The sequence below is a fragment of the Catellatospora tritici genome (assembly GCF_019083965.1).
Classification (GTDB): domain Bacteria; phylum Actinomycetota; class Actinomycetes; order Mycobacteriales; family Micromonosporaceae; genus Catellatospora; species Catellatospora tritici.
Genome location: NZ_JAHRCY010000006.1, coordinates 105,306 through 130,737, shown reverse-complemented (window position 1 = coordinate 130,737; position 25,432 = coordinate 105,306). Strand labels below are relative to the sequence as shown.

Here is a 25,432-nt window from a genome sequence, read left to right as displayed (position 1 = left end):
ACCTCCTGCCTGCCGGCGTCAGCCGGTCAACCGCCACAGCGCGATCCGGTCGTCGACGTCGTGACACGCCAGCACTCCGGACAGGTACTGACACCGTCGCACACGGGGCGGCAGTTCGGCCAGTACCCGGACTGCTCCGTCGGCGTCGAGTCGTCCGATCTGGACGTGATCCCCCGACTCGCGCAGCAGCGTTCCGCTGGTATCGAGCGCGGCCACCTCCCAACCCGTCAGGATCTGCCGAGTCTGGCCGGTGACCGGGTCGATCAGTGCCTCGGCGGCACTGCCGAACCGCGTCGTGCCCAGCGCCAGCACCAGGAACCCGGCGGACGTCTCCCGCAACTCCCGGCGCGGCACCTCGTACTGCAGCGCGCCCGTGCGCGGGTCGCGTACCTGCGCGACGAGGGACCCATCGGCCGGGCGGCTGACGCACCGCAGCGAGGCGCACGGCCGCGAGTCGATCAGCTCGGGCACGGTCGGCACGGCGGCGAAGGTGGTGGTGTCGTACGACACCACGTCGTAGCGGTTCTCCCCGGTCTCCCAGTCCGAGGTGACCGGGGTGAGCCGACCCTGCTCGATGATCAGGCCGGTCGGCACGTCACGCAGCCGCGGCACGTATCCGCTGCGCACCAGCGTCCCGTCGGCCAGTCGGTATGCCCGCACCCGGCCATCGGCGTCCGCCGTCCACAGCAGTGGGTCCGGGTCGTCGGACACGCCCCGCACCACGTCCTCCGGCGCGGACCACCGCACCGCACCGGTGGCCAGGTCGATCACCTCGCGCTGGAAAGGCTCCAGGTAGAAGGGCAAGACCAGCGCATACGCGTAGCCGAGACCGCCAGTGACGAGCATCCGCGTCGCTCGGTGCCACACCTGCCGACCGGTGGCGATCTCGTACGCGGTGATCCGCGGCGCGTCACCGGCCGGGTCGTTCTCGCGGAGCAGCACGACACCCAGCCCCGACGGCACCTCCAGCGTGATCTGCTCACCGTGGTCCTGGCGCGCCGCCGACCAGCGCAGTGTGCCGTCGCGCAGGTCGAACGCGGCCAGCGCACCGCGCTCGGCGACCAGCAGCGAATCGCCCACCACCGCCAGCGCGTCGTCGCCGGCGGGCACCACCCGCAACGACGCCAGCGCGGCGACCGGCTCGACCGGTGCCGCCGCCGCGCCACACGCCAGTGCCAGGAGCCCGACCAGCACCAGCGCACCGGGCCGCAGCCAGCCGGCGAACCGCTCGGGGTGCCACAGCGGCGCGGGCTCCGGGTCGTGGGGGTGGGTCCAGCCGCTGCCGAGTTCGATCTCGCCGGTCATGGTCGGCGGCCCTCCGGCACGGCGATCCGCCACATGGTCAGCTGGGTGCCGGTGTGATCGCAGGCAAGCCAGTCGTCGCGGTAGCGGCACTGCCGCACCCGGTGCTTCAGCAGGCCCAGCAGCTGGACCTCGCCGTCCACCACCGTGCCGATCAGGGTCTGCCCGCCGGCGTCGCGCAGCAGCAGGTAGCCGCCGCTGGCGTCTTCGGCGGGCAGCACCTCCCAGCCGGTGAGGTCGAGCAGCACCCGGCCGGTGGCCTGGTCGATGAGCTGGGTGACGGCCAGCCCGGTGCCCGGCGACCCGTGCAGGTCGACGGTGGCGAACCAGTCCCCCACCGCCATCACCTGGATGCGGCTGCCGAGCTGGTAACGGGCCGCGCCGGTGTCGCGGTCGCGCACGGTGACGTGGAAGTCGTCGCTGTCCGGCACCGGCTCGACCGAGCAGCGGAACCGGCCGCACGGGTAGCTCATGTCGCTCTCCTCCCGGCGCACGCGCAGCGTCGCGAGGTCGTAGCGGATCTCCGTCACGGCGTCCTCCGGCCCGACCGCGCTCAACGTGATCTGGTCGTCGCCGTAGACGTGCGCGCCGTAGGGGCGGCCCGGCGGGAAGGCGAGCGTGCCGGTGCGCAGTACGAGTCCGTCGCGGATGCCGTACACGGTGAAGGCGCCGGTGGTCGTCACCGTCCACACCTCGCCGCGGGCCGCCACGACCGACGCGTACGGCACACCGGGCACCGTCCACAGCACCCGGCCGGTACGCAGGTCGTAGCCGGTCGCCTCCTCCCGCTCCGCGCCCGACTGCTCGTCCACGTACGGTTTGCCGTCCGGGCCCACGAACACCGGGTTCTGGACCCCGTACACACCGACGCCGCCGACCGCGAGGAGAGGCACCGGCACGGACCACAGCCTGGTGCCATAGTCGCTGTCGAGCACCGTGGTCGTCCCGCCGCCGGAGAGCAGCACCAGCCCCTCGGCGGCCTGCGCCGTGACGTCGGTGGACGCGCGGGGGTCGAGCGGCACGCTCCACCGCAGCGTCCCGTCGCTGGGCCGGTACGCCGACAGCCTGCCGCCACCCCACACCAGCAGCAGGTCGTCGCCCGAGACGGCACCACCGTCGACGAACTCCGACACCCCAGGCATCGTGTACGTGGCCAGCTCGGTGATCCGCCGCTGCGGCGCCGCACCGGCACCGAGCGCTCCGACCAGCAGCAATGCCAGCGCCAGCAGGACCGCGCGGCTGGGCGGCAGCGGCGGCGCGCCGGGATCCTCCCGGGGCCGGGTCCACTCGTCGCCCAGCTCGATCAGCTCGACCGCCACGTCAGCGTCCCCCTTGCTCGTCCACCCGCCAGATGACCAGCCGGCCCGGCCCCTCGCCGACGACGCAGCTCAGCCGGGCGGCGCGGTAGACGCACTGCTGGATCCGGTCCGGCAGCACACCCAGCATCCGGACCCCGCCGCCGACGATCCGGGCCACCTGGGTGCTCTGGCCGGCGTCGCGCACCAGCAGGTAGTCCTGGCTGCCGTCCTCGGCGCCCAGTATCAGCCACCCGGTCAGGTCCAGCAGCGTGCGGCCGCTGTCCGGGTCGACCAGCCGATCGGCGTAGTTGGCGTATCTGCCGTACGAGCGGGTGGCGTCCACGACGATGAACCCGGCGGCGATCGGCACCAGGCTCGTGTTCGGTCCGGGTTGCCAGCGCACCGCCCTGGTCTGCGGATCCACTACGGTGACCCGGATGTTTCCGCTCGTCTGGTCGACGTGCTCCTCGCAGCGGTACCGCCCGCACGGGTAGCCGAAGTCGGCGTCCGTGGGCAGCGGCCGCAGGGTCGTCAGGTCGTAGCCGAGGTAGCTGAGCCCGCCGCCGGCCGGGTCGGCGGAGGCCAGTCGCAGCACGCCGGAGTAGGCGGAGAGGTACATCGGCCGCCCGGCGGGGAACTTCGCCTCGCCCCGGCGCAGCGGCCGCCCGTCCCGTGCGTCGTACACCGCGATCGCGCCGTCGGCCGTGGCGGTGACCGTCAGCCGCCGCTCGTGGTCGACGGTCGCGTACGGCGTGCCCAGCACCGTCCACAGCGTCCGGCCGGTGCGCAGGTCGAACCCGGTCACCGTGTCCGGCCCGGGTGCCGGGCCGCCCGGCGACTGTTCCCACACGGTCGCGTTGTTGATGAGTTCCACGCCGATGTCGCCGACGGGATACACGCCGCGCTGTCTGGACCACAGCGTGGCGCCGGTCTCCGCGTCGAACGCGGTCGTCTGGGCGCTGTCGGCGAGCAGCACCACCCCGTTCGCGCCCATCACCATGCCGTGCTCGGACTCGGCGCTCGAGTGCGGAACGCGCCAGCGCAGCGTGCCGTCGGTGATCCGGTACGCGGACACGGCCACGTCGCCCTGCACGACCAGCAGGTCGCCCGCGGACTGCACCGTGTCTCCGCCCGACCGGGTCGACGCCCCGACCAGGTCGAACCGGCCCAGCTCGGCGATCTCCCGCACCGGCGCCGCGGCGGCGCCCAGCGTCCCGGCCAGCAGCAGCACCAGCGCGCACGCCACGCGCCGACGCAGCTCCGGCACCCGCCTGGGCGGCAGGACGACCTCATCCTCGGCGCCCCAGCCGTCGCCGAGGTCAATCACGTCGGTCCGCATCATCGGCCCCACTGTCCCAGGTGCCGTGGCACCGCCGGGCACCCGATCACTTCGTACCGGCCTCGATGCGCCACATGCCCAGATGGTTGGCGTCCAGGGTGCAGACGAGCCGCACGTCCAGGTAGAGGCAGCGCCGTACGCGATGCGGCAGAGCGCCGATCACCATCAGCCCATCGTCGCTCACCCGCGCCAGCTGAGTGGTGCCGCCGACCTCGCGCAGCAGCAGCACGCCGTTGCCGTCGTCGCGCTCGACCAGCACCGACCAGCCCGTCAGGTCCCGCAGCTTTCGGCCGCTGGCCTGGTCCACCAGCGTCTGGGCCGCCCCGCCGAGTTCACCGCCGCTCTCACGGACCGCGACCGTGACGAACACGTCGTCGACCGGCACCGGATTGAGGTTCTCGTCGAGCAGGTAGAGCACCTCGGCAGAGCCTGGACGCCGGACGCTGATCCGCCAGCCGGTGCGGCCCGATTCCTCGACGGTGCCGCACACGAACCGCCCGCACGGGTAGCCCTGCCCCTGCACGCCGAGCTCAAGCTCGGCCGGTCGCAGCGTTACCGCGTCGTAGGTGAAGGTCTGGGCTCTGCCATCGGTGCCCACCGAGGTCAGCTCGATCGTCCCCGGGAACGCCGCGACGTCCACCGGCCTGCCGGGCGGGAACTCGAGCCTGCCCGTCCGCAGCACCCGCTCGTCCGCGGCGGTGCGGACCGTGAACTCGCCCGCGGACGTGAGCGTCCACACCTGCCCGTTCGCGGGGTCGATCGCGGCGAACGGCGTGCCCGTCACCGTCCACAACGACCGGCCGGTCCGCAGGTCGTAGCCGAACGCCTGGTCGGGGGCGGTGGTGTCGGCGCCGGAGACCGGTATGCCGTCCGCGCCGAGCACGAGCTGGGTGTCGGTCGAGGCGACTCCGACGTCGCCGATCGGCCGGATCCAGCGTGGCACCGTCCACAGCCGCGCACCGGTGTCGCGGTCGAACGCGGTGGTCGCGGCGTCCTCCATCGCCAGCAGGACACCGGCGGAGGACGCCAGGTAGGTCGCGTCAGGCTGGGCGGCCCGGTACGGCGCACGCCAGCGCAGCGCCCCGTCACCCGATCCGAACGCCGCGAGCGAGTCGGTGCCCTGCGCGATCAGCAGGTCGTCCAGCGCCGTCACCACCGCCGCGGACCGCGACACGCCGGGCAGCTCGTACTCGCCGAGCATGGTGACCTGTCGGACCGGTACGGCCGAGGCGGCCAGCGCACCCGCCAGCGCCAGCACCGCCGCCAGCAGCACGGGTCTGCGCTGACGCGACAGCGGTGCGGCGGCGGGCTCCGGCTGCGGCCGGGTCCACTCGTCACCCAGTTCGATCAGATCGGTCGGCATCGCCCGTCCCGCTGGTCCCGGTGCCGGGGCACCGTCTCGGTCATGGTCACCGCGGGCCGGCCTCGACACGCCAGATGCCGAACCGGTCGTCGGTGGTGCTGCAGATCAGCGCCTGCGGGGTGGACAGGCACTGCTTCAGCTCGTACGGGATCTCGCCGACCATCCGCAGCTCCCCGTCGGACCGCAGCGCCCCCAGGTACGTCGAGTCGGCGGCGCGACCAGGTCTGACCATATAGGACACGAAGCCGTTCTGGTCCTGTACCGCGTACCAGTCCCGGTAGGCCGGGCGCACCCCGCCGGTGTCCGGGTCGAACGTCCCGTCGAGCCGAGGGCCGAGCCACAGCGACGAGAACCCCACCGCCAGCGGTCCGGCAACGCTGGGCAGGAACCCCCGGTCGCCGCCGGCCAGGGTGACGATCGGCTTGCCGGTCGCGGCATCGATGATCCAGGTCCGCGGGCCGTCCGCGGCGGCGGTCATCGCGCAGGTGTAGCCGCCGCCGCAGTCCACCTGCCACGCCCAGCGGGGACCGGCCGGCGACGGGCGCAGCGTGGCCCGGTCGAACCACAGCTCGATCCGGGGCAGTGGCGGGTCGGCCGGGCTGCCGTCCGGGTTGACGGTGCCGTCGTCCGAGCTGACCAGCCCCACCATGTCATCGCCGTACGTCAGGTTCACCCGCTGGTCCGTGGGCAGCTTGACCTTGGTGGACCGGCGCACCGTGCCGTCGGCCAGGTCTTGCTCGACGAGTTCGCCCTCGGGTGACAGCCGCCACAGCGTCGCGGTCTGCTCGTCGACCGCGCTGGTCAGCGAGGGCGGTGTGCGCCACAGCAGCCGGTAGTCGCGGGGGTCGTGCGCCTCGACCTCCTCGGTGCGGTCCGGGTGTACGCGGTACGCCAGCAGCCAGCGGTCGCGGATGGGGCGCAGCACCCGGTCGGCGTACCAGCGGACTTTGCCGGTGCCCGCGTCGTACGCGGTGGTCTCGACGGGCGGATACTGGTATTCGTGCTCGGCCGGTGCGCCCGTGCCCTGGCTGACCACGAGCAGATCGGCGATGCCGAAGAAGGAGTAGATCTCCCCGCTGACCGGCACCTGCCAGCGCAGCGCCCCGTCGGACAGACCCCAGCCGGTGATCACCTCACGGCTCTGCACCGCGACCATGTCGGCGCCGAGCAGGGTCATGCTGCCGACGACCGCCTCCCGCAACGCGAGCTGCCGCAGCCCCGCACCCTGCGGCCGGGCCGCCGCCGAGGCGCCGACCAGCACGATCAGCGCGGTGGCCGCGAGTGCGATCCGGCGCCGCCAGCCCAGGCCAGGTCTGGCGGGCAGGCTGACCTCTTCCTCGTCGCCCCAGCCGTCGCCGAGGTCGATGACGCCGATTCCGCCGCCGTCCACGCCCTGCTGTCGCATCCGCCCGCACCGCCTCACGATGTGTTCGCGTGAGGTGACGCGTCGACCCGGGTGATCGGTTGCAGACAGCGCAGGGCCGCCCGGTGCCGGGCGGCCCTGCGCTACTGACGGCTCGGTCGGATCAGCCGCGAACCGAGCTGCTCAGCGGCTGCTCGGCCGGGGCCGCGACGGCCGAGGCCCACTTGGTGACCTTCTCGGTGATCTCCGGCGCGGTCAGGCCGATCTCGGCCAGGATCTCCGCGCGGGTGCCGTGGTCCAGCCACTGCGAGGGCACGCCCAGGTCCCGTACCGGAACATCCAGCTCGTTGTCGCGCAGCAGCTTGGACACCGCGTCGCCGACGCCGCCCGCGCGCACGCCGTCCTCGATCGTGACCACGAGCTTGTGCTCACGGGCCAGCCCGACGATCTCGACGGGCACCGGCCGCACCCAGCGCGGGTCGACCACGGTCACGCCGAAGCCGCGCTCGGCCAGCTTGCCCGCCACCTGTACGGCCAGGTGCGCGAACGCGCCCACGGCCACCAGCAGCACGTCCTTGCGCTCGGCCTCGGCCAGCACGTCGACGCCGCCCAGCCCGTCGGTGCCGCCGAGGCGGCGCAGCGCGGGCAGCGCCGCGGGCACCGAGCCGGTCGGGAACCGGACGATGGTGGGCCCGTCGTTGATCTCGACGGCCTCGCGCAGCTCCTCGCGCAGCGTCTCGGCGTCGCGCGGCGCGGCCACCCGCAGGCCGGGGACCACGCCGAACACCGACATGTCCCAGATGCCGTAGTGGCTGGGGCCGTCGGGGCCGGTGATGCCCGCCCGGTCCAGCACGAACGTCACCGGCAGCCGGTGCAGGGCCACGTCGAGCAGCACCTGGTCGAACGCGCGGTTGAGGAACGTGGCGTACACCGCGACGACCGGGTGCAGCCCGGCCAGGGCCAGGCCGGCCGCCGAGGTGGTGGCGTGCTGCTCGGCGATGCCGACGTCGAAGGCGCGCTGCGGGAACGCGGCGGCCAGCTTGTCGATGCCGGTCGACTCGGGCATCGCGGCGGTGATGCCGACCACGTCGGGCCGCTGCGCGGCGATGGTGACCAGCTCGTCGGCGAAGACGCTGGTCCACTTGAGGCTCGGCGCGGCCAGCAGGCGGCCGGTCTGCGGGTCGAACGCGCCCGGCGCGTGGAACCGGTCGGCCTCGTCGTCCAGGGCCGGCTGGTAGCCGTAGCCCTTGGCGGTGACCGCGTGCACGATGACCGGCCCGCTGAACTTCTTCGCCCGCGCCAGCGCCGACTCCAGCGCGGCCTGGTCGTGCCCGTCCACCGGCCCGATGTACTTCAGGCCCAGATCCTCGAACATCGCCTGCGGCGCGACGGCGTCCTTGATGCCCTTCTTGACCGCGTGCAGGGCGTCGAACAGCGGCTTGCCGACCAGCGGGGTCTTCTCCAGCGCGTCCTTGACCAGGTCGAGAACCTTCTCGTAGCCCGGGTTCAGGCGCAGCGTGGCCAGGTGGTCGGCCAGGCCGCCGATGGTCGGGGCGTACGAGCGCCCGTTGTCGTTCACGATGATCACGAGCCGGTTGTCGGTGGCGGCGATGTTGTTCAGCGCCTCCCAGCACATGCCGCCCGTGAGCGCCCCGTCGCCGACCACGGCGACCACGTGGCGCTTCTCACCGCGCAGCGTGTACGCCTTGGCGATGCCGTCGGCGTAGGACAGGGCGGTCGAGGCGTGGCAGTTCTCGACCAGGTCGTGCTCGCTCTCGGCCTGGCTCGGGTAGCCGGTCAGGCCGCCGCGCTGGCGCAGCAGGTCGAACCCGTCCTGGCGACCAGTGACGATCTTGTGTACGTACGCCTGGTGGCCGGTGTCGAAGACGAACCGGTCGACCGGCGAATCGAACACCCGGTGCATGGCCAGGGTGAGCTCTACCACACCGAGGTTCGGGCCGAGGTGACCGCCGGTGCGCGCCACCTTGGCGATCAGGAAGTCGCGGATCTCGGCCGCCAGCCCCGTCAGCTGGTCCGGAGTCAGGGCCTTCAGGTCCTGTGGCCCCTGAACCGTGCTCAGCAGGCTCGTGCGCTCGTTCACACCGACACCTCAATCCGCTCGCTCATGGTCTGGGCAGTCTATCGGCAGGCCGCACCGGGTCTCACATGCTCCGGTACCCCTACACAGAAGCTTCACGCCTGCGTGGGAGTCAACAGCGCCACGCACTCGACGTGGTGGGTCTGCGGGAAGCAGTCGAAGGCCCGCAGCCGGACCAGCCGCCAGCCCGCCTCACGGAAGGTGCGCACGTCGCGGGCGAACGCGGCCGGGTCGCAGGCCACGTACGCCACCGCGCGCGGTCCGGCCCCGATCACGCCGCGGACCACCGCCGCTCCGGCGCCCGTGCGGGGCGGGTCCAGCACCACCACGTCCGGCCGGGGCAGCCGCTGCTGCGGCCGCCGGTCGCGGTGCAGGGCCTTCTCCACCGGCGCGGTGATCACGGTGACCGGCTGCCCGGCCAGGTTGGCCCGCGCGGCGACGGCTCCCTCGCGGGCCGACTCGACCAGAGTCACGTGGCCGGTGACGCCGACGCGGTCGGCCAGCGCGGCGGCGAACAGCCCGGCGCCGCCGTACAGGTCCCAGGCGTGCTCGCCCGGTCGCGGGTCCAGCTGCTCCAGCACGGCCTGGACCAGGGTGTCCGCGGCGGCCGGATGCACCTGCCAGAAGCCCCCGGCCGAGATCCGGAAATCGTGCCCGGCCGCCCGCTCGGTGATCTCCTGCGGTGGCTCCTGCACCAACTGGGCCGGGCCGCCCGCCGGGCGCACCACGTCCAGGACGTCGGTGTCCGGCCAGCGGCGTGACAGCACGTCCAGGGCCTGGATGTCCGGGTGCGCGATCCGGCAGCGGTCGATCGCCACCACCTCGTTGGAGCGGTGCTTGAGCAAGCCCGGCCGTCCGGCCGCATCGGCGCGGTAACGCACCCGGGTGCGCCAGCCCTCGTCGCCGCCCGGCAGCGCCTCCACCCGCACGTCCAGCGCGGCGACCTCGTCCTCGGCCAGCTTGCCCAACCGGACCAGCTGCTCGCGGACGACCGCGGCCTTCCAGTCCAGCTGCGCGGGCGGGGCCACGTGCTGCAGGTCACAGCCGCCGCAGCCGTTCGCATGGGCGTACGGGCAGCGCGGGGTGATCCGGTCCGGCGAGGCTGTCAGCACCTCGACCGCGTCGCCGCGCAGGTACGCCTTGTGTACCTCGGTGATCTCGGTCACCACGCGTTCGCCGGGCAGGGCGTGCCGGACGAAGATCACCTGTCCGGCATGCCGGGCCACGCAGTGACCGCCGTGCGCGATCGGCCCGACGGTCACCTCGACCCGGTCGCCCTCGTACAGCTCCTCGGGCGCGACGGCGACAGCGGTGTCAGTCATGCGTCTTCACGTACCCATCCTCCCCCGGGCGGGGGCCGCGAGCCGGTGTGCGCGCCAGGCTGCGGTCGAGCCGGTCGAGGTTGGTGGTGCTGGTGGAGTCGAGCTGCCAGGGCACGCTGACGACCATCACACCGGCCTCGTACAGCAGCCGCCCCTTGATCCGCAGCGCGGACTGGTTGTGCAGCAGGTGCTCCCACCAGCGCCCGACGACGTACTCGGGGATGAAGACGGTGACCACGTCACGCGGCGACGACCGGCGCAGCGACTTGACGTAGTCGATGATGGGCCGCGAGATCTCTCGGTACGGCGAGTCGACCACGGTCAGCGGCACACTGATGCCGCGCCGCTCCCACTCGGCCTGGATGGCCCGGGTGTCGGCCGTGTCGACGTTGACCGTCAGCGCCGTCAGCGTGTCCGGCCGGGTCGCCTTGGCGTACGCCAGCGCCCGCATGGTCGGCAGGTGCACCTTGCTGACCAGCACCACCGCGTGGTTGCGCGCGGGCAGCACCGGCCGCTCCTCCGACGGCACCAGCTCCCGGGCCACCGTGTCGTAGTGCTTACGGATCGCCACCATCACCGCATAGATCACCGCCATCGCCGCCAGCGAGATCCAGGCACCGTGGGTGAACTTGGTCAGCAGCACCAGGATGAGCACGAACCCGGTCATCACGGCGCCGAAGCCGTTGATCGCCTTCGAGCGGTTCATCCGCCGCCGCGCCACCGGGTCGCGCTCGGTGCGCAGCAGCCGGTTCCAGTGCCGCAGCATGCCGATCTGCGACAGCGTGAACGACACGAACACGCCCACGATGTAGAGCTGGATCAGCCGCGTGGTCTGCGCCTGGAACGCGATGACCAGCACCGCCGCGAACGCGGCCAGGAACATGATGCCGTTGGAGAAGGCCAGCCGGTCACCGCGGGTGTGCAGCTGGCGGGGCAGGTAGCGGTCCTGGGCCAGGATCGAGCCCAGCACCGGGAAGCCGTTGAAGGCCGTGTTCGCCGCGAGCACCAGGATCAGCGCGGTCACCCCGATGACCAGGTAGAAGCCCGGCGGGAAGTGGTTGAAGACCGCCTCGGCGAGCTGCGCGATGACGGTGGGCTGCTTGTAATTGGCCGGCGCGCCGACGATCTGGTCCGTGCTCTCGACGTACTGCAGGCCGGTCATCAGGCTCAGCGCCACGATGCCGAGCATCATCGCGATCGAGATGGTGCCCAGCAGCAGCAGCGTGGTGGCGGCGTTCTTGCTCTTGGGGGACTTGAACGCGGGCACGCCGTTGGAGATCGCCTCGACGCCGGTCAGCGCGGCACAGCCGGAGGAGAACGCCCGCACCAGCAGGAACCCGAACGCCAAGCTGGTGGCCACGCTCATGCCGTGCTCGGGCAGGATGGTCAGGCTCGCGCTGGAGGCCTGCAGGTTCTCGTCCAGCACCAGGATGCGGAAGAAGCCCCAGCCCACCAGCCCCACGATGGCGAACATGAACAGGTAGGTCGGGATGGCGAAGAGCAGGCCCGACTCCTTGAGCCCGCGCAGGTTGAGCGCGGCCAGGATCGCGATCAGCAGCACCGCCGAGGTCACCTTGTGCTGGCCGATCAGCGGGATCGCGTCGCCGAGGCTGTCCACGCCGGACGAGATCGACACGGCCACGGTGAGCACATAGTCGACCAGCAGTGCGCTGGCCACGCCCAGGCCCGCCTTCGGGCCGAGGTTGACCGTGGCGACCTCGTAGTCGCCACCGCCGGACGGGTACGCGTGCACGTTCTGGCGGTAGCTCGCGACCACGGTGAGCATCACCACCACGACCGCCAACGCCACCCACGGGGAGTACGCGTAGGCGGCGGCACCCGCCACCGACAGGGTCAGCAGGATCTCGCCGGGCGCGTACGCGACGCTGGAGAGCGCGTCCGAGGCGAAGATGGGCAGGGCGATCCGCTTGGGCAGCAGTGTGTGCTGCATATGGTCGGATCGGAAGGGCCTGCCGAGCAGCAGTCGCTTCAGCAGGGAGGTAGGGCTCGCCACAGGAGGGAGCCTACGACGCGCCCGCCTTTCCCGCCGTGGCACTCTGATGTCGCGCGAGCCCTCCGGTCATGGCAGGCTGGGGGCGAAGCAGGCTCGAAAGGCGGCGACGTGCACGTTGTGATCATGGGATGCGGCCGGGTCGGCTCGACGCTGGCGCACAGCCTGGAGGCGCGCGGGCACTCGGTCTCGATCATCGATCAGGACGCCGACGCGTTCCGGCGCCTGTCCCCCGACTTCGCCGGCACCACCGTCACCGGGGTCGGCTTCGACCGCGAGGTGCTGGTCCAGGCCGGGGTGGAGCGCGCCGACGCGTTCGCCGCGGTCTCCAGCGGCGACAACTCCAACATCATTTCCGCGCGACTGGCCCGGGAGACGTTCGGCGTGCAGCGCGTCGTCGCCCGCATCTACGACCAGCGCCGCGCCGAGGTATACGAGCGACTGGGCATTCCCACCGTCGCGACCGTGCGCTGGACCGCGGACCGGATCGTGCGCCACCTCGTGCCCGAGGGCGCCACCGAGCTGTACCGCGACCCGACCAGCACGGTCGCCATCATCGAGACGCCGATCAACCCGGCCTGGGTCGGGCACCCGCTGCGGGAGCTGGAGGAGGCGACCGGCACCCGGGCCGCCTTCCTCATGCGGTTCGGGCTCGGCACGCTGACCACCGACTCCACCGTGCTGCAGGACGGGGACCAGGTGTTCATGCTGGTCACCGACGAGATCGCCGGTACGGTCACCAAGATCGCAGCCGCCGCGCCGACCACCGCCGCCTAGAAGGAGCAGGACCATGCGTGTCGCCATCGCCGGTGCCGGCAACGTCGGGCGCTCCATCGCCCAGGAACTGATCGAGAACGGCCACCAGGTCATGCTCCTGGAGCGGCAGCCCCGGATGCTGCGCCCGGAGCGGGTGCCCGCCGCCGACTGGGTGCTCGCCGACGCGTGCGAGCTGTCCAGCCTGCAGGAGGTCAACCTGGCCGCCTGCGACGTGGTGGTGGCCGCCACCGGCGACGACAAGGTCAACCTGGTGGTGTCGCTGCTGGCCAAGACCGAGTTCGCGGTGCCGCGGGTGGTCGCCCGGGTCAACCGCGCCGAGAACGAGTGGCTGTTCACCGAGCAGTGGGGCGTCGACGTGTCGGTCAGCAAGCCGCGCCTGATGGCGGCGCTGGTCGAGGAGGCGGTCACCGTCGGCGACCTGGTCCGGCTGATGACGTTCCGCCAGGGCGAGGCGAACCTGGTCGAGATCACCCTGCCGCAGGACGCGCCGCACGTCGGCCAGCCGGTCCGTGACATCCCGCTGCCGCACGACAGCGCCCTGGTCGCCATCGTGCGTGGGCGCCGGGTGCTCACCCCCAGCCCCGACGACCCGGTCGAGGCCGGCGACGAGCTGGTGTTCGTCTGCACGGTCGAGGTCGAGGAGCAGGTTCGTTCGGTCATGCTCGGCGCCGACAGCGTCGAGCGCACCCGCTCCCGCCGCCGCTGACCTCGCCCGGCGGCCCTACGCTCAGCCTCGCCGTCGGTGGCCCACGGCCAACCTGCTGACCGCGGCCAACGATCACGGGCTGGTGCTTGACGGCGGGCTCTACACTCCGGGACTTCAGTTGATCATCCGGAGGAAGAACCCCATGAAGCGCACCATCCCTGTCGCGGCACTCGGCCTCGTACTGCTGAGCCTGGCCGCCTGTGCGCAGGACGATCCGGCCCCGCAGGCGGCCGCGACCACTCCCGCGGCGGCGACCACCCCGGCGCCCGCGGCCAGCCCCACGGCGGCGGCCGCCACCTCCGCCGCGGCCCAGGTCACGGGGGACGTCACCGCGGCCTGCACCACCATCAAGGCGGCCAACCGGGCGATGTTCGACATGCCCGCCACCGTGCTGCTGGTCGACGAGACGTCGACGGCGGCCGAGGCCAAGGAGGCAGCCGCCGCGCTGAAGAAGTCCTTCGCCGAGAACCGCACCGCGCTGACCAAGGCCGCCGGGCAGACCAAGGACTCTGAGCTGCTCGCCGCCATCGACGCACTGGTCCAGGCCCGTACCGCCGGGATCGCGGCACTCGAGGCGGCCGGCAGTGACGGCGCGAAGGTGGCCGAGGCCCGGGTGTCGGACGACGCGCGCGCCGGCGAGCGGGCGGTGCTCGGCATCTGCAACCGCTGAGCACACCTCAACCGAGACGACAGCAGGGCCCGTGCCGAAGCACGGGCCCTGCTCGTCGCGGGTGGGTGCGGGTCAGGCCGGCAGGGCCGCCTGGTCGCGGCGGACCCGGCGGACCGCCCAGATGCTGACGGCCAGCAGCAGCGCGTATGGCGGATAGCCGAGCACGATGCGGGCCACGCCCAGCGCGGTCGCCTGGTCGGCGAGGTAGAGCAGGCTCTGCACGGCCGCCTTGAGCAGGTAGATCGCCGCCCACAGCCCGGTGAGCCAACTGAACGTGCGCACCATGCGCTGGTCCTCACGCCAGTCGCTGAGGCCGCCGTTGGCCACCACGGTCCAGATCCAGCCGACCAGCGGTTGCCGCAACGCGATCGAGGCGATCATCGCGACGCCGTACACCACGCTGAGGATGATGCCGGGCAGGTAGAAGTCGCGGGCGTCACCGGAGTTCCAGGCCAGCCACGCGCCCAGCGCGATGCCGAACAGTCCGTTGATGGCGTGCCGCACCGGACGCCGCTGCGCCAGCCGGATCACGGCGATGCCAAGCGCGGTGGCCACGGCGGCCCCGACCGCCCACTTGAGCGCCAGCTGACCCGTCGGCCACTTCAGCCCCAGCAGCACGTTCGCCAGCACGAACACGATCACCGGGATGCTGGACTCGAACAGACCCCGCCAACCGCCGAGCTGCTGCGCCATCTGCACCGCGAACGGCGGCAGCTCCTGCTCCTGCTCGTCCGTCTCGACCTGGTATCGATTGCGTTCGCTCATGCCGCCGCTTCCAGCTCGTAGTACGGATTGAAGATGACCTTGCGTCCGTCCCGCAGGGCCACCCGGCCACGCACGTGCACACCCCGGCCGGGTTCGATGCCGTTGATGTGCCGTCGGCCGAGGAAGACCAGCGTGATCAGGTCGGTGCCGTCGTAGAGGTCGGCCTCGAGTGTGGGCAGATTGGTGCGCGGGGTGTACACGACGGTGCGCAGGCGGCCCGTGACGTTGACGAGGTCGCCGCGACCTACGGTGTCGGCGCAGACGCAGCCGGCCCGCTCGCTGTCGCGACGCAGCTCCTCGGACTCCAGCTCCTGGTCGGAGGCGGTGAGGCGGTGGAGCATCCCTCGCAGGCCGCGCGGACGTTGTCGTGGTTCGTCGGTCGACATGACCTGCTCTCATTCCCTCCCCGCCGGGGTGGGGCCCGGCGGATTCGTACCCACCAGCCTACTTCGCGGCGGGGGGCCGACCGGCGAGCCCCGCAGCAGCGTACGCCGGAAGGCACGAGCGCGCTCGGTGCGCCGCGTTGAGCAGCGGCGCACCGAGGGTGTGAGTTCGGCTACTGAGGGTTCAGTCGCGGCGCGGGCGCGGGGAGGGCTTGCGCCGCGGCACGTCCCCACCGGACGCGGCGCCCGGGGCGGGCTGCCCGGTGGGCGCGATGGAGCCGAACGGGGTGGGCGCGGGCGGCGGCGGCACCCGGCCGGGCACCAGCTCGGAGCGCGACGACTCGTACCGCTCGTAGCGGGCCTGGGCCTCCTGCTCCTGGCGCGACTGCTCCTGCCGGGCCTGCTCGAACGCGACCTCGTCGTCGCCCACAGCGCCCTGGGCCGCCTGCGCGGCCTGCGCCGCGGCGGCCTGCTGGGCCAGGTGCTGGGGCAGCCGCAACGGCAGCGCCTCGCGCACCGGGCGGGCCTGGTCGTCGCGGTGCACGACCAGACCGGTCAGGCACTGCAGCAGCGGACCGGCCTGGCGCAGATCCTGCGCGGCCGGGCCCTGGAACACCGCACGGACCATCCAGCGCGGCCCGTCCACCCCGACGAACCGCAGGTCGTTGAAGCCATCCGGGGTACGGATGCGGGCCCGCAGCTCGGTGCCCCAGTGACCCGGGGCCTCCTCGGCGCCGACCCCGTCGGCGAACAGCGAGCGGCGGATCTCCTCCCGCACCTCGTCCCAGATGCCCTCGGTCCGCGGCGCGGCGAACACGCCGAGCTGCAGCGCGCTGGGGCCGTGCACGAGCGCGATCTGGCCGATCGCCCCCTGCTCACCGGCCTGCACCCGGATCTCGACGCCGTCCACGGCGGGCACCTGGAGACTGCCCAGGTCCAGCCGTGCCGCGTCGGGCACGTCGTCGTACTGGTCGTACGGGCCGTCGTCGCCGAAGATCGAACCACGGAGCGGGGAGTCCTCGGCGGCACCGGCGCCCCTGGGCGCCTTCGGCTCGTCGGGCTGATAGTCCTCGCCGAGCAGCGCGGCGCGCCGGGCGGCGCGGGCGTCCTCGAAACGCGGCTCCTCGGCCTTGGCGTGCCGGCCACCTGTGGCGGCACGTCGTCGCGAGAAGATCACTGTTCCTCCTAGTTCCCGGTCGAACCGTGCCCGCCGGTCCCCCGTTCGGAGTCCGGCAGCTCGGCGACGTCGTGGAAGTGTGCCCGCTCCACCCGCTGCACGACAAGTTGCGCGATGCGGTCGCCTCGCACGATCTTCGCCTCGTTCGTCCGGTCGTGGTTGATCAGGTTCACCAGGATCTCGCCCCGGTAGCCCGCGTCCACGGTGCCGGGCGCGTTGAGCACAGTCACTCCCAGTTTGGTCGCCAGACCCGAGCGCGGGTGCACCAGTCCCACGAATCCGTCCGGGATGGCCACCGCCACCCCGGTACGCACCAGGCGGCGCTCGCCCGGGGCGATCACGGCGTCCTCGGCCGCGTACAGGTCGGCGCCGGCGTCACCCGGGTGGGCGTACGACGGCATCGGCACCTGGGGGTCCAGCCGCCGGATCGGGATCACGACAGGCTCGCCCGGCGCAGCGGGCATCGCAGTCGGGTACAACGGTCAGACCTCCGGGGGGAGTCATTACGACGCCGCCCCGCCAAGGGAGCTGCGTCTCTTCACGTCCATCCTGCCGCGCCGGGCGGGCCCGCGGGGACCTACCCTCGACGTTGTGACACATCCAGGCGGCGGCACGGCGTCCTCAGGCACAACGGCGACGGGGGTCGGCGCGGCACGGCCTGCGCCCCGGCACACCGAGCGGCTGACGGTGCCGTTGTGGATGTGGCCGACAGCGGTGCTGGTCACGGCCATTCTCGGCGCCGAGATCGGTTTGGGCGCCCCCGGGCTGCGCAGCTGGGTGCCGTACGCGGTGCTGCTGCCGCTGGCCGCGGCCGGACTGTGGCGGCTGGGCCGCATCCGGGTCGCGGTGACCGACACCGAGCTCCAGGTCGACGACGCGCGCCTGCCCCTGCGGGTGGTCTCCCGCACCATCCCCCTGGACGCCGACACCCGGCGCGAGCTGCTCGGCCCCAGCGCCGATCCGCTGGCCTTCGTGGTGCAGCGCCCCTGGATCGCCGGGGCGGTCCAGGTGGTCCTGGACGACCCCGACGACATCACGCCCTACTGGGTGATCAGCACCCGCCACCCCGAAGCCCTGGCCCGTGCGTTGAACGAGGCGACGGCAGCCGTCCGCTAGGCGTGGGGCAGCTGCGGGGGCTGCTGGCGGCGGTGACGTAGGTCGCGGCGCAGGTCGTCGCCGAGCCTGCGGGTGGCCTTGCGGTTGAGGTAGCTGGCGATGGCCGCGCCGGTGAACAGCGGCCCCAGCGTGGTCAGGTTGCGCCCGAACCGCTTGAGGATCATGTCGCGCAGCTGCTTGCGGGTCGCGGTGCCGAGCACGATCGCGGTGGCCCCGGCGGGCACCATCGGGTTGATGCCGCGATGGCTGGCCCAGGCCTGGAGCAGGTTGATCGCGCGCTGGCCGCCGCCGCCCACCACCGGCTGCCCGTAGACCTCGTGCAGTTCGCCGATGAGTTTGAGTTCGATCCCGACCACGGCGACCGTCTCGGTCGCCAGCAGCACCGGGGTGCTGAGCAGGGCGGGCGGCGCTGCCCACTCCACGGCGGCCACACCGCCGCCGACCGCTCCGATGCCCGCGGCGGACCGCGCCGCGTTGCGGATCAGCCGCTCCGCCAGCGCCTCGTCGTCGAGGCCGGGGTAGTGCCGCCGCAGCGTCTGCAGATCCCGGATCGGGATGTGCGGGGCGATGTCGCCCACCGCCTCGGTGATCCAGTTGATCGCCTTGCGCGGCATGAAGACCTCTTTGACGCCCCGCTCCTTCAGGCCGACCAGCAGGCGGCCCAGCAGCTTGCGACGTCCGGCCTTGTCCAGCTCGCCCTCGGCGAGCCCGGCCACCGCGACGGCCAGCGCGTCGGGCTGGGCCACTGCCTTGCCGTCAGGAACGGCAGTGCCCGACGGGGACGGCTCGTCGGGCACCGGTACTTCGGGGCTGGTGGTCATGGCGCGCTCTCCTGTCAGCTGAGACGGCGCCGGCGGCCACTAGGCCACAGGCAGCGGGGGCTGGCAGATCGTTCGGCACGCCGCGTGTCGCGGCGGCGTGCCCCCCTCAGCCATGCCCCCTGATGTTCTGCGCCATCTCACCCCACCGCGTCAAGCCCTGGCGGGCATCTGCGTCAGGCACACTCCCGGCAGATGGGCTCGCCGTTACGCTCACCGGCCAGCTGGCTGCGGTGATGCACGAGGAAGCAGCGCGAGCAGCGAAACTCGTCAGCCTGCATGGGCACGACCTTCACGGTCAGCTCCTCGTCGGCGAGGTCGCCGCCAGGAAGCTCGAACGCCTCCGCGAGATCGACTTCATCCACGTCAACGCTGCCCGACTGTGAGTCGACTCGCCGCGCCTTGAGTTCCTCAAGGCTGTCCTCGCCGAGATCGGCCTCGTCACGGCGCGGGGCGTCGTAGTCGGTGGCCATCGATTGTCACACTCCCAAATCAGTGTTGTTACCGTCGGCGTACGTCGACGTATCCGTGTTCCCAACGAGCGCGGTACTCTAGCGCGCCCGTGTGGGATTTGTACGCTCTCGCACGCGAAGTTGTTCCCGATGTGACTGAGCCGACAGCCATGTCCGACCGTTGGTTCAGGCGTCACCAAGGTAGGGGCAGCCGGTCGCCGATCACGGTCGGCGCGCCGGGAACGTCCGGCCAATTCCGGCCGTCTGTCGGGTCGTGGCCCCTACCGGGCCGGTCAACCGATAACCTCTGGCCCATGCCGTCAATTGTGGCGGCTGACCGACTCCAGCTCACGGGGAGCGCACGAGATGCAAATGGCACGAATTCGGGCGATCGCCATCGTCAGCACTCTGGCGATCATCGGCATCGTCCTGGCGGTGGTCACACTCACCCGTGACACGCAGAGCGAGCCCCCCGCGGTGCAGCGCTGCCCCAGCGGGTATGTGCCTGCCAACCTCAAGCTGCCCGAGGCCGAGAGCGACGTGAACATCAACGTCTTCAACGCCACGAACACTCCCAATCTGGCCACGAATGTCGCGTCGGACTTCACCAACCGCAAGTTCAAGGTCAAGAAGGTCGGCGACGAGAAGAAGAAGCTCCCCGACACCGTGGCGGTGCTCCGCTACGGGCCGAAGGCGGTAGGCGCGGCGCAGTTGCTGCGAGCGTACTTCCTGGACGACGCCGAGAACCAGTTCGATATCCACCGCGAGGACGACATCATCGACGTGGTCATCGGTGGTGGCTACCGCCAGCTCGCCACGCCGACGGAGATGCGGCAGGCAGTCGCCCAGCTGGGCAACCCCGAGGCCCCGGACGGCACCTGCGCCGAGACGAAGTGAACTGAACCGCGCTGACGCGGCAGGCCCCGGTCGACCGGCGACGGTCGGCCGGGGCCTTTCCGTTCGCGGCGGCTACGGGCCGCCGTCGGCGTCCAGCTCGACCAGGACGTCGTGCAGTGCCTTGTGCAGCGCCACAGGCGCCGCCAGGGCCATCTGCGGCCCCGCCGGTCGGCCGGACAGCCCGGTGACCATCAGGCCCGCCTCGCGGGCGATCAGGCCGCCCGCGGCCAGGTCCCACTCGGCCAGGCCCTTCTCGTAGTACGCGTCGAGCTGGCCCTCGGCCACCGCGCACAGGTCCAGCGCCGCCGCGCCCAGCCGCCGGATGTCACGGATCTGCGGTAGCAGCCGCGCCACCACCCCGGCCTGGTGCGCACGCCGCTCCTTGGCGTACGCGAAGCCCGTGCCGACCAGCGAGACGGCCAGCTCGGTCGCGGTCGAACCGCTCAGGCGCCGCCCCTCGTGCCACGCCCCGTGCCCTAGCGCGGCGGTCCACACCTTCCCGGTGGCCGCGTTGTGCACCACCCCGGCCACGATCTGCCCGTCCGCCTCCGCCGCGATCGACACCGCGTACTGCGGCAGCCCGTAGAGGTAGTTCACCGTGCCGTCGATCGGGTCGACGACCCAGCGCACACCCCCGGCGGAAACGGACGCGCCGCCGAACTCCTCACCGAGTACTGTGTCACCTGGGCGTCGCGCCGCCAGCGCGGCGACCACCTGTTGCTCGACCGCCCGGTCCGCAGCCGTGACCACGTCGGTGATGGTCGATTTCGTGCCCACCTGCGTGATGGCCTCGGCCCGCATCCGGACGGCCGTAGCGGCCGCGTCCGCGGCCACCTGTACGGCGATGTCCAGCAGTTCCAGTTCGTTCATGACCGTCCTCTCCGGCAACCCGGTGCCATCCTGCCAAGCGACCCGGCCGGGCCGCGGGACCTCATCCGGCGTGCGCATCGAGATGATCGCCGAGTACGGCGCTACAATTCACGCCTGCCACGTGCCGACAGCGCGGGGCGCATTCACACATCACACTGGCTGACCCCACCGGGACGCGATCCGCGCCACCGGCGGTCGGCCGCAGACTCTGCTCGATCCTCGCCTCCGGAAGGTCGTCCGTGACTGAAGCCCGCCAGATCAGCGCCGACGTTCGCTCGCTCACCGACATGCTGATCGCCCAAGCCTCCGGCAGCGGCGGTCGGCTCACGCCTGCGGACGTGGCGCGCACCGTCGAGGCCGCCGACGTCACGCCCGCCCAGGCCAAGAAGCTGCTCCGCGCGCTGCTGGAGGCGGGGGTGACGGTCGAGGTCGACGACTCGGCCAACGGCCGCCGCAAGGTCGCCGCCGCCCGCGCCGCCACGCCGGCGTCGAAGGCGACCACGGCCAAGGCCGCGCCCAAGCCCGCCCCGCCCAAGCCCGCCGCACCCAAGCAGTCCGCGCCCCAGCAGGCTCCTGGCCAGGCCGCCGACCTCGACGGCGCGGAGGCGACGCCCGTCAAGCTGGCGCCCAAGGCTGTCGCCAAGGCCGCTCCGGTGAAGGTCGCCACCAAGGCCGCCCCCGCCAAGGCCGCCGACGGTGACGACGACGCGGCCAAGCCCGCGGCCAAGGCCGCCAAGGCCGCGGCGACGAAGAAGGCCGCCCCGGCCGCGAAGAAGGCTGTCGAGAAGAAGACAGCCGACAAGGCCGCCCCGGCCAAGGCCGCCAAGCCCAAGGGTGAGGGCGAGGGCGACGAGCCCGACGGCGTCGACCTCACGGTCGAGGACCTGGCCGCCGACCTCGAGGACGTGGTGGTCGACGAGCCGGTCGAGATGGTGCAGGCCGCCGAGGCCGACGCCGCCACCGCCGACGACTTCGAGTGGGACGCCGAGGAGTCCGAGGCCCTCAAGCAGGCCCGCAAGGACGCCGAGCTGACCGCCTCCGCCGACTCCGTCCGGGCGTACCTGAAGCAGATCGGCAAGGTGCCGCTGCTCAACGCCGAGCAGGAGGTCGAGCTCGCCAAGCGCATCGAGGCCGGGCTGTACGCCGCCGAGCGGCTGCGCCAGGCCGAGGAGGAGGGCCTGCAGCTCACCCGCGATATGCAGCGGGACCTGCTGTGGGTCTCCCGCGACGGCGAGCGGGCCAAGAACCACCTGCTGGAGGCCAACCTCCGACTCGTGGTCTCGTTGGCCAAGCGCTACACCGGCCGCGGCATGGCGTTCCTGGACCTGATCCAGGAGGGCAACCTCGGTCTGATCCGCGCCGTCGAGAAGTTCGACTACACCAAGGGCTACAAGTTCTCCACGTACGCCACCTGGTGGATCCGGCAGGCCATCACCCGCGCCATGGCCGACCAGGCCCGCACCATCCGCATCCCGGTGCACATGGTCGAGGTCATCAACAAGCTCGGCCGCATACAGCGTGAGCTGCTCCAGGACCTGGGCCGCGAGCCCACCCCGGAGGAGCTGGCCAAGGAGATGGACATCACTCCGGAGAAGGTGCTGGAGATCCAGCAGTACGCCCGGGAGCCCATCTCGCTGGACCAGACCATCGGCGACGAGGGCGACAGCCAGCTCGGCGACTTCATCGAGGACTCCGAGGCGGTCGTGGCCGTCGACGCGGTCTCGTTCTCGCTGCTGCAGGACCAGCTCCAGCAGGTGCTGCAGACGCTGAGCGAGCGCGAGGCGGGCGTGGTCCGGCTGCGCTTCGGCCTGACCGACGGTCAGCCGCGGACTTTAGACGAGATCGGCCAGGTGTACGGGGTCACCCGCGAGCGCATCCGTCAGATCGAGTCGAAGACCATGTCGAAGCTGCGCCACCCGTCGCGTTCGCAGGTGCTGCGGGACTACCTCGACTAGGTCATATCGCCCGTGGGTGGTCGCGTAGCGGACTTCCAAGTCGCCCAATTCGGGCATTTGGTATCCACCGAACGTACAGACTCGGTCACCTTGCGTACAGATGCGCCTAGGCCCATGGTTTCTGTTCGACGCGGATGCGTTGACGTGGCACTCTGGGGGGACGGCACACTGTCCAGGAGGCGCTCATCACCCCGATGGTCGTCTGACCAGGTAGGCTCCACCGCCCACCGGATGTGACCCCGGTCCCCCCGAGGCCCATCCGGGAAGGCCCCCGACACAGTCGGTGTTGAGGTCTTCGTGGGTAACGAGCTGAATGACAACGGCGGGTTCAGCAACGCTGGACTCTCCGGCACGATGGATGTCAACATCGGTGACGACCAGAGGAGGAAGGCGATGACCCAGACCCTCACGCCGCCGCCGGAAACGGTGGCTGCCCCAGCCGCCGATGAACGGTGCGACCGCTGCAACGCGGCGGGCAAATTGCGGGTGAAGCTGGCCGGTGGGGGCGAGCTGGTGTTCTGCGGACACCACGCCAACAAGTACGCCGAGGACCTAATCAAGATCGCCGTCGACGTGGCGGCCGACCCCGAGTTCACGTGGCGGGGCGCCGACCTGATGGCGAAGTAACCACTACAGGCTTACCAAAAGAGGTGCCGCACCCAGCGGCACCTCTTTTGTGCTGTGTTGCCGGCGGCCGCCTCCGCGGCCGCGGGCTTCCGTCCCGGAAGCCAGTGGCTGTGTTGCCGGCGGCCGCCTCCGCGGCCGCGGGCTTCCGTCCCGGAAGCCAGTGGCAGCCGCGCGTCGCTACATCGCTGCGCGATGTCACGCTCCTTTACGGCAACCACTGGCGGACGGAAGCCTGTCGGTGGTCGGACTCAGAACCGAGCCTGCGAGGCTCAGAAGCTCTGGATCGTGGCGATGCGTTCTTCCAGCTGCTCAATGGTGGCCTGGGCGCTGGGCGGGCCGCCACACTTGGTCCGCAGCTCAGAATGGATCTTTCCGTGCGGCAGACCGGTGCGGTGGTGGTGTGCGGCGACCAGGGCGTTGAGCTGGCGACGCAGGTGGATGCGGCGCTCGGCGGCGGACATGTCCCGCACGGGCTCGCGCTCGGCCTGAGCGGGCGCCTGGGCTCGGTTACGGCGCACCGCGGCGGCCTGCTCGGCCTGGCGCTTGGTCAGCAGCGCGGACACCTGGTCGGCGCTGAGCAACCCGGGCAGGCCCAGGAAGTCCTCCTCCTCGGGGGTGCCCGCCTGGGCCGGCAGCCCGAACGTCGCCCCGTCGAAGATCACCTGGTCCAGTTCGGCGGTCGCCGACAGGGCCTCGAACCTCTTGGTCAGCTCGCCGCTGGCCTGCTCCGACTCGTTCGCACGGGCCAGCAGCTCGTCGTCGAGGCCGTCCTCCTTGACCTTCGGGCCGCCCAGCACGTGGTCACGGGCCAGCTCCATCTCACTGGCCAGGCCCAGCAGCTGCGGCACGCTGGGCAGGAACACACTCGCGGTCTCCCCCGGGCGCCGCGCGCGCACGAACCGGCCGATGGCCTGGGCGAAGAACAGCGGCGTGGAGGCGCTGGTGGCGTAGACGCCCACGGCCAGGCGCGGGATGTCGACGCCCTCGGACACCATCCGGACCGCGACCATCCAGCGCTGCTGCGAGCGGGCGAACTCGCCGATCTTGGCGGAGGCGCCCGCGTCGTCGGAGAGGACCACCACGGCCTTCTCGCCGCTGATGGCCTCCAGCAGCTTCGCGTACGCCCGAGCCGTCTGCTGGTCCGACGCGATCACCAGCCCGCCCGCGTCGCCGATGCCGCCGTCGCGCAGCACCTGCAGCCGCGCGTCGGCCGCCCGCAGCACCTGCGGCATCCAGTCGCCGCCCGGGTCCAGCGCGGTGCGCCACGCCTGCGCGATCAGGTCCTGGGTCAGCGGCTCGCCCAGCCGCACCGCCAGCTCGTCACCCGCGCTGGTGCGCCACCGGGTCTCCCCCGAGTACGCCAGGAAGATGACCGGGCGGACGACCCCGTCGGCCAGCGCGTCGGAGTAGCCGTACACGGAGTCGGCGCGGGAGCGCTGCACCTCCCCGACGCTCTCGTACGTCACGAACGGGATCGGGTTCTCATCCGACCGGAACGGGGTCCCGGTCAGCATCAACCGCCGCACCGCGGGCTCGAACGCCGACTTCACGCCGTCGCCCCAGCTGCGCGAGTCGCCCGCGTGATGGATCTCATCCAGGATGACCAGCGTCTTGCGGGTCAGGGTGCGCCGCAGGTGCACGTGCGGCGCCATCCCCACCTGCGCGTACGTCACCACGACGCCGTGGAAGTCGGCCCCGCTGTACACGTCGGCGTTGCGGAAGGCGCAGTCGAGCTGGATGCCCACCCGCGCCGCCGCCTGCGCCCACTGCAGCTTCAGGTGCTCGGTCGGGGCGACCACCGTCACCGCGTCGACGGTGCCGTCGGCCAGCAGCTCGGCCGCGATGCGCAGCGCGAACGTGGTCTTGCCGGCGCCGGGCGTCGCGACCGCCAGGAAGTCGGAGCTACGCCGGCGCAGGTATTCGACCAGTGCCTTGCGCTGCCAGTCACGCAGCGCCGGGAACGACTCGGGTACAGGGCGGGGCGGCGCCACGCGACGGCCTCCTGGGGGCTCGGCATCGGAAGTCGAACACGGCTCGCCGCGACGCCCCGCACTCGGCGCGCCGGCAGACTGACCATGGTTGCGCCCCCGGGCGGCACCCGGGCAGTCCCGAAGCTGTCCGCC

At 72.0% G+C, this 25,432-nt stretch carries 22 protein-coding genes and 1 pseudogene; 7 read left to right on the top strand and 16 right to left on the bottom strand.

What is annotated here, in order from left to right; translation table 11 throughout:
• Positions 1 to 18: 18 nt before the first annotated feature.
• The 8 genes from KUA19_RS15350 to KUA19_RS15315 all read right to left on the bottom strand — a co-directional run bounded on the left by KUA19_RS15350 (position 19) and on the right by KUA19_RS15315 (position 12,099).
• Entirely contained in the window at positions 19 to 1,305 is a 1,287-nt protein-coding gene (locus KUA19_RS15350; protein WP_217396669.1) for a PQQ-binding-like beta-propeller repeat protein, read from the bottom strand.
• Entirely contained in the window at positions 1,302 to 2,621 is a 1,320-nt protein-coding gene (locus KUA19_RS15345; RefSeq protein ID WP_217396668.1) for an outer membrane protein assembly factor BamB family protein, read from the bottom strand. The genes KUA19_RS15350 and KUA19_RS15345 overlap by 4 nt, the downstream gene beginning before the upstream one ends.
• Before the next feature lies 1 nt (position 2,622).
• Complete coding sequence (locus KUA19_RS15340; RefSeq protein WP_217396667.1) at positions 2,623 to 3,942, bottom strand: outer membrane protein assembly factor BamB family protein; 1,320 nt, start codon at positions 3,940 to 3,942, stop codon at positions 2,623 to 2,625.
• 43 nt (positions 3,943 to 3,985) lie between these two features.
• Positions 3,986 to 5,302: a PQQ-binding-like beta-propeller repeat protein gene (locus KUA19_RS15335; RefSeq protein WP_217396666.1), complete on the bottom strand. Its 1,317-nt coding sequence runs from the start codon at positions 5,300 to 5,302 to the stop codon at positions 3,986 to 3,988.
• 46 nt (positions 5,303 to 5,348) lie between these two features.
• Positions 5,349 to 6,707, bottom strand: coding sequence for a PQQ-binding-like beta-propeller repeat protein (locus KUA19_RS15330; RefSeq protein WP_217396665.1), 1,359 nt, complete (start codon positions 6,705 to 6,707; stop codon positions 5,349 to 5,351).
• A 121-nt stretch (positions 6,708 to 6,828) separates the two neighbouring features.
• A complete protein-coding gene (dxs, locus tag KUA19_RS15325) occupies positions 6,829 to 8,766 on the bottom strand; it encodes a 1-deoxy-D-xylulose-5-phosphate synthase (protein WP_217396664.1) in 1,938 nt (645 codons plus the stop codon).
• Between the two features lie 92 nt (positions 8,767 to 8,858).
• Complete coding sequence (locus KUA19_RS15320) at positions 8,859 to 10,085, bottom strand: class I SAM-dependent RNA methyltransferase (RefSeq protein ID WP_217396663.1); 1,227 nt, start codon at positions 10,083 to 10,085, stop codon at positions 8,859 to 8,861.
• Entirely contained in the window at positions 10,078 to 12,099 is a 2,022-nt protein-coding gene (locus KUA19_RS15315) for an APC family permease (protein ID WP_217396662.1), read from the bottom strand. Before KUA19_RS15315 ends, KUA19_RS15320 begins: the two co-directional genes overlap by 8 nt.
• A 108-nt stretch (positions 12,100 to 12,207) precedes the next feature.
• On the opposite strand from KUA19_RS15315, the gene KUA19_RS15310 reads away from it, so the two are divergent.
• From KUA19_RS15310 to KUA19_RS15300, 3 genes are all read left to right on the top strand, one after another.
• The gene (locus KUA19_RS15310) at positions 12,208 to 12,873 is read left to right on the top strand and encodes a potassium channel family protein (RefSeq protein WP_217396661.1); all 666 of its coding nucleotides are present in this window, start codon (positions 12,208 to 12,210) and stop codon (positions 12,871 to 12,873) included.
• 13 nt (positions 12,874 to 12,886) lie between these two features.
• Positions 12,887 to 13,579, top strand: coding sequence for a potassium channel family protein (locus KUA19_RS15305; protein WP_217396660.1), 693 nt, complete (start codon positions 12,887 to 12,889; stop codon positions 13,577 to 13,579).
• A 142-nt stretch (positions 13,580 to 13,721) separates the two neighbouring features.
• The gene (locus KUA19_RS15300; RefSeq protein ID WP_217396659.1) at positions 13,722 to 14,249 is read left to right on the top strand and encodes a hypothetical protein; all 528 of its coding nucleotides are present in this window, start codon (positions 13,722 to 13,724) and stop codon (positions 14,247 to 14,249) included.
• A 72-nt stretch (positions 14,250 to 14,321) separates the two neighbouring features.
• Here the strand turns inward: KUA19_RS15300 and KUA19_RS15295 are convergent, their stop codons facing one another.
• From KUA19_RS15295 to dut, 4 genes and pseudogenes are all read right to left on the bottom strand, one after another.
• A complete protein-coding gene (locus KUA19_RS15295) occupies positions 14,322 to 15,014 on the bottom strand; it encodes a DUF3159 domain-containing protein (protein ID WP_217396658.1) in 693 nt (230 codons plus the stop codon).
• Positions 15,011 to 15,400: an OB-fold nucleic acid binding domain-containing protein gene (locus tag KUA19_RS15290; protein WP_217396657.1), complete on the bottom strand. Its 390-nt coding sequence runs from the start codon at positions 15,398 to 15,400 to the stop codon at positions 15,011 to 15,013. The genes KUA19_RS15295 and KUA19_RS15290 overlap by 4 nt, the downstream gene beginning before the upstream one ends.
• A 442-nt stretch (positions 15,401 to 15,842) precedes the next feature.
• Positions 15,843 to 16,574, bottom strand: a pseudogene (locus KUA19_RS42820) (DUF3710 domain-containing protein); the annotation flags it as partial.
• Between the two features lie 8 nt (positions 16,575 to 16,582).
• On the bottom strand, positions 16,583 to 17,038 hold the full coding sequence (dut, locus tag KUA19_RS15280; protein WP_217396656.1) for a dUTP diphosphatase: 456 nt from the start codon (positions 17,036 to 17,038) through the stop codon (positions 16,583 to 16,585).
• Positions 17,039 to 17,165: 127 nt separating this feature from the next.
• On the opposite strand from dut, the gene KUA19_RS15275 reads away from it, so the two are divergent.
• Positions 17,166 to 17,690 (top strand): DUF3093 domain-containing protein, encoded by a 525-nt coding sequence (locus KUA19_RS15275; protein ID WP_308167459.1) that lies wholly within the window; start codon positions 17,166 to 17,168, stop codon positions 17,688 to 17,690.
• Here the strand turns inward: KUA19_RS15275 and KUA19_RS15270 are convergent.
• Positions 17,687 to 18,511 (bottom strand): hypothetical protein, encoded by an 825-nt coding sequence (locus KUA19_RS15270; RefSeq protein WP_254549435.1) that lies wholly within the window; start codon positions 18,509 to 18,511, stop codon positions 17,687 to 17,689. The two genes, KUA19_RS15275 and KUA19_RS15270, sit on opposite strands and share 4 nt — an antisense overlap.
• A 173-nt stretch (positions 18,512 to 18,684) precedes the next feature.
• Positions 18,685 to 18,981: a DUF4193 domain-containing protein gene (locus tag KUA19_RS15265; RefSeq protein ID WP_212832865.1), complete on the bottom strand. Its 297-nt coding sequence runs from the start codon at positions 18,979 to 18,981 to the stop codon at positions 18,685 to 18,687.
• 351 nt (positions 18,982 to 19,332) lie between these two features.
• Here KUA19_RS15265 and KUA19_RS15260 point away from each other — a divergent pair, with 351 nt between their 5' ends.
• On the top strand, positions 19,333 to 19,857 hold the full coding sequence (locus tag KUA19_RS15260) for a LytR C-terminal domain-containing protein (protein WP_254549433.1): 525 nt from the start codon (positions 19,333 to 19,335) through the stop codon (positions 19,855 to 19,857).
• Between the two features lie 72 nt (positions 19,858 to 19,929).
• Here KUA19_RS15260 and KUA19_RS15255 read toward each other — a convergent pair whose 3' ends face one another.
• Complete coding sequence (locus tag KUA19_RS15255) at positions 19,930 to 20,727, bottom strand: inositol monophosphatase family protein (protein WP_217396653.1); 798 nt, start codon at positions 20,725 to 20,727, stop codon at positions 19,930 to 19,932.
• 239 nt (positions 20,728 to 20,966) lie between these two features.
• On the opposite strand from KUA19_RS15255, the gene KUA19_RS15250 reads away from it, so the two are divergent.
• Both KUA19_RS15250 and KUA19_RS15245 read left to right on the top strand, forming a co-directional pair.
• Complete coding sequence (locus tag KUA19_RS15250; protein ID WP_308167458.1) at positions 20,967 to 22,682, top strand: RNA polymerase sigma factor; 1,716 nt, start codon at positions 20,967 to 20,969, stop codon at positions 22,680 to 22,682.
• Between the two features lie 393 nt (positions 22,683 to 23,075).
• A complete protein-coding gene (locus KUA19_RS15245) occupies positions 23,076 to 23,309 on the top strand; it encodes a DUF7455 domain-containing protein (RefSeq protein WP_217396652.1) in 234 nt (77 codons plus the stop codon).
• Between the two features lie 269 nt (positions 23,310 to 23,578).
• Here KUA19_RS15245 and KUA19_RS15240 read toward each other — a convergent pair whose 3' ends face one another.
• Positions 23,579 to 25,300: a DEAD/DEAH box helicase gene (locus KUA19_RS15240; RefSeq protein WP_217396651.1), complete on the bottom strand. Its 1,722-nt coding sequence runs from the start codon at positions 25,298 to 25,300 to the stop codon at positions 23,579 to 23,581.
• Positions 25,301 to 25,432 lie beyond the last annotated feature (132 nt).

Excerpts from the sequence above, each read along its gene's own strand:
- KUA19_RS15305 (WP_217396660.1), top strand. The coding sequence starts at position 12,887 with ATGCGTGTCGCCATCGCCGGTGCCGGCAACGTCGGGCGCTCCATCGCC.
- KUA19_RS15300 (WP_217396659.1), top strand. The coding sequence starts at position 13,722 with ATGAAGCGCACCATCCCTGTCGCGGCACTCGGCCTCGTACTGCTGAGC.
- KUA19_RS15320 (WP_217396663.1), bottom strand. The coding sequence starts at position 10,085 with ATGACTGACACCGCTGTCGCCGTCGCGCCCGAGGAGCTGTACGAGGGC.
- KUA19_RS15330 (WP_217396665.1), bottom strand. The coding sequence starts at position 6,707 with ATGCGACAGCAGGGCGTGGACGGCGGCGGAATCGGCGTCATCGACCTC.
- KUA19_RS15245 (WP_217396652.1), top strand. The coding sequence starts at position 23,076 with ATGACCCAGACCCTCACGCCGCCGCCGGAAACGGTGGCTGCCCCAGCC.
- dut (WP_217396656.1), bottom strand. The coding sequence starts at position 17,038 with ATGCCCGCTGCGCCGGGCGAGCCTGTCGTGATCCCGATCCGGCGGCTG.
- KUA19_RS15270 (WP_254549435.1), bottom strand. The coding sequence starts at position 18,511 with ATGACCACCAGCCCCGAAGTACCGGTGCCCGACGAGCCGTCCCCGTCG.
- KUA19_RS15260 (WP_254549433.1), top strand. The coding sequence starts at position 19,333 with ATGGCACGAATTCGGGCGATCGCCATCGTCAGCACTCTGGCGATCATC.
- KUA19_RS15255 (WP_217396653.1), bottom strand. The coding sequence starts at position 20,727 with ATGAACGAACTGGAACTGCTGGACATCGCCGTACAGGTGGCCGCGGAC.
- KUA19_RS15295 (WP_217396658.1), bottom strand. The coding sequence starts at position 15,014 with ATGAGCGAACGCAATCGATACCAGGTCGAGACGGACGAGCAGGAGCAG.
- KUA19_RS15290 (WP_217396657.1), bottom strand. The coding sequence starts at position 15,400 with ATGTCGACCGACGAACCACGACAACGTCCGCGCGGCCTGCGAGGGATG.
- KUA19_RS15350 (WP_217396669.1), bottom strand. The coding sequence starts at position 1,305 with ATGACCGGCGAGATCGAACTCGGCAGCGGCTGGACCCACCCCCACGAC.
- KUA19_RS15340 (WP_217396667.1), bottom strand. The coding sequence starts at position 3,942 with ATGATGCGGACCGACGTGATTGACCTCGGCGACGGCTGGGGCGCCGAG.
- KUA19_RS15335 (WP_217396666.1), bottom strand. The coding sequence starts at position 5,302 with ATGCCGACCGATCTGATCGAACTGGGTGACGAGTGGACCCGGCCGCAG.
- KUA19_RS15265 (WP_212832865.1), bottom strand. The coding sequence starts at position 18,981 with ATGGCCACCGACTACGACGCCCCGCGCCGTGACGAGGCCGATCTCGGC.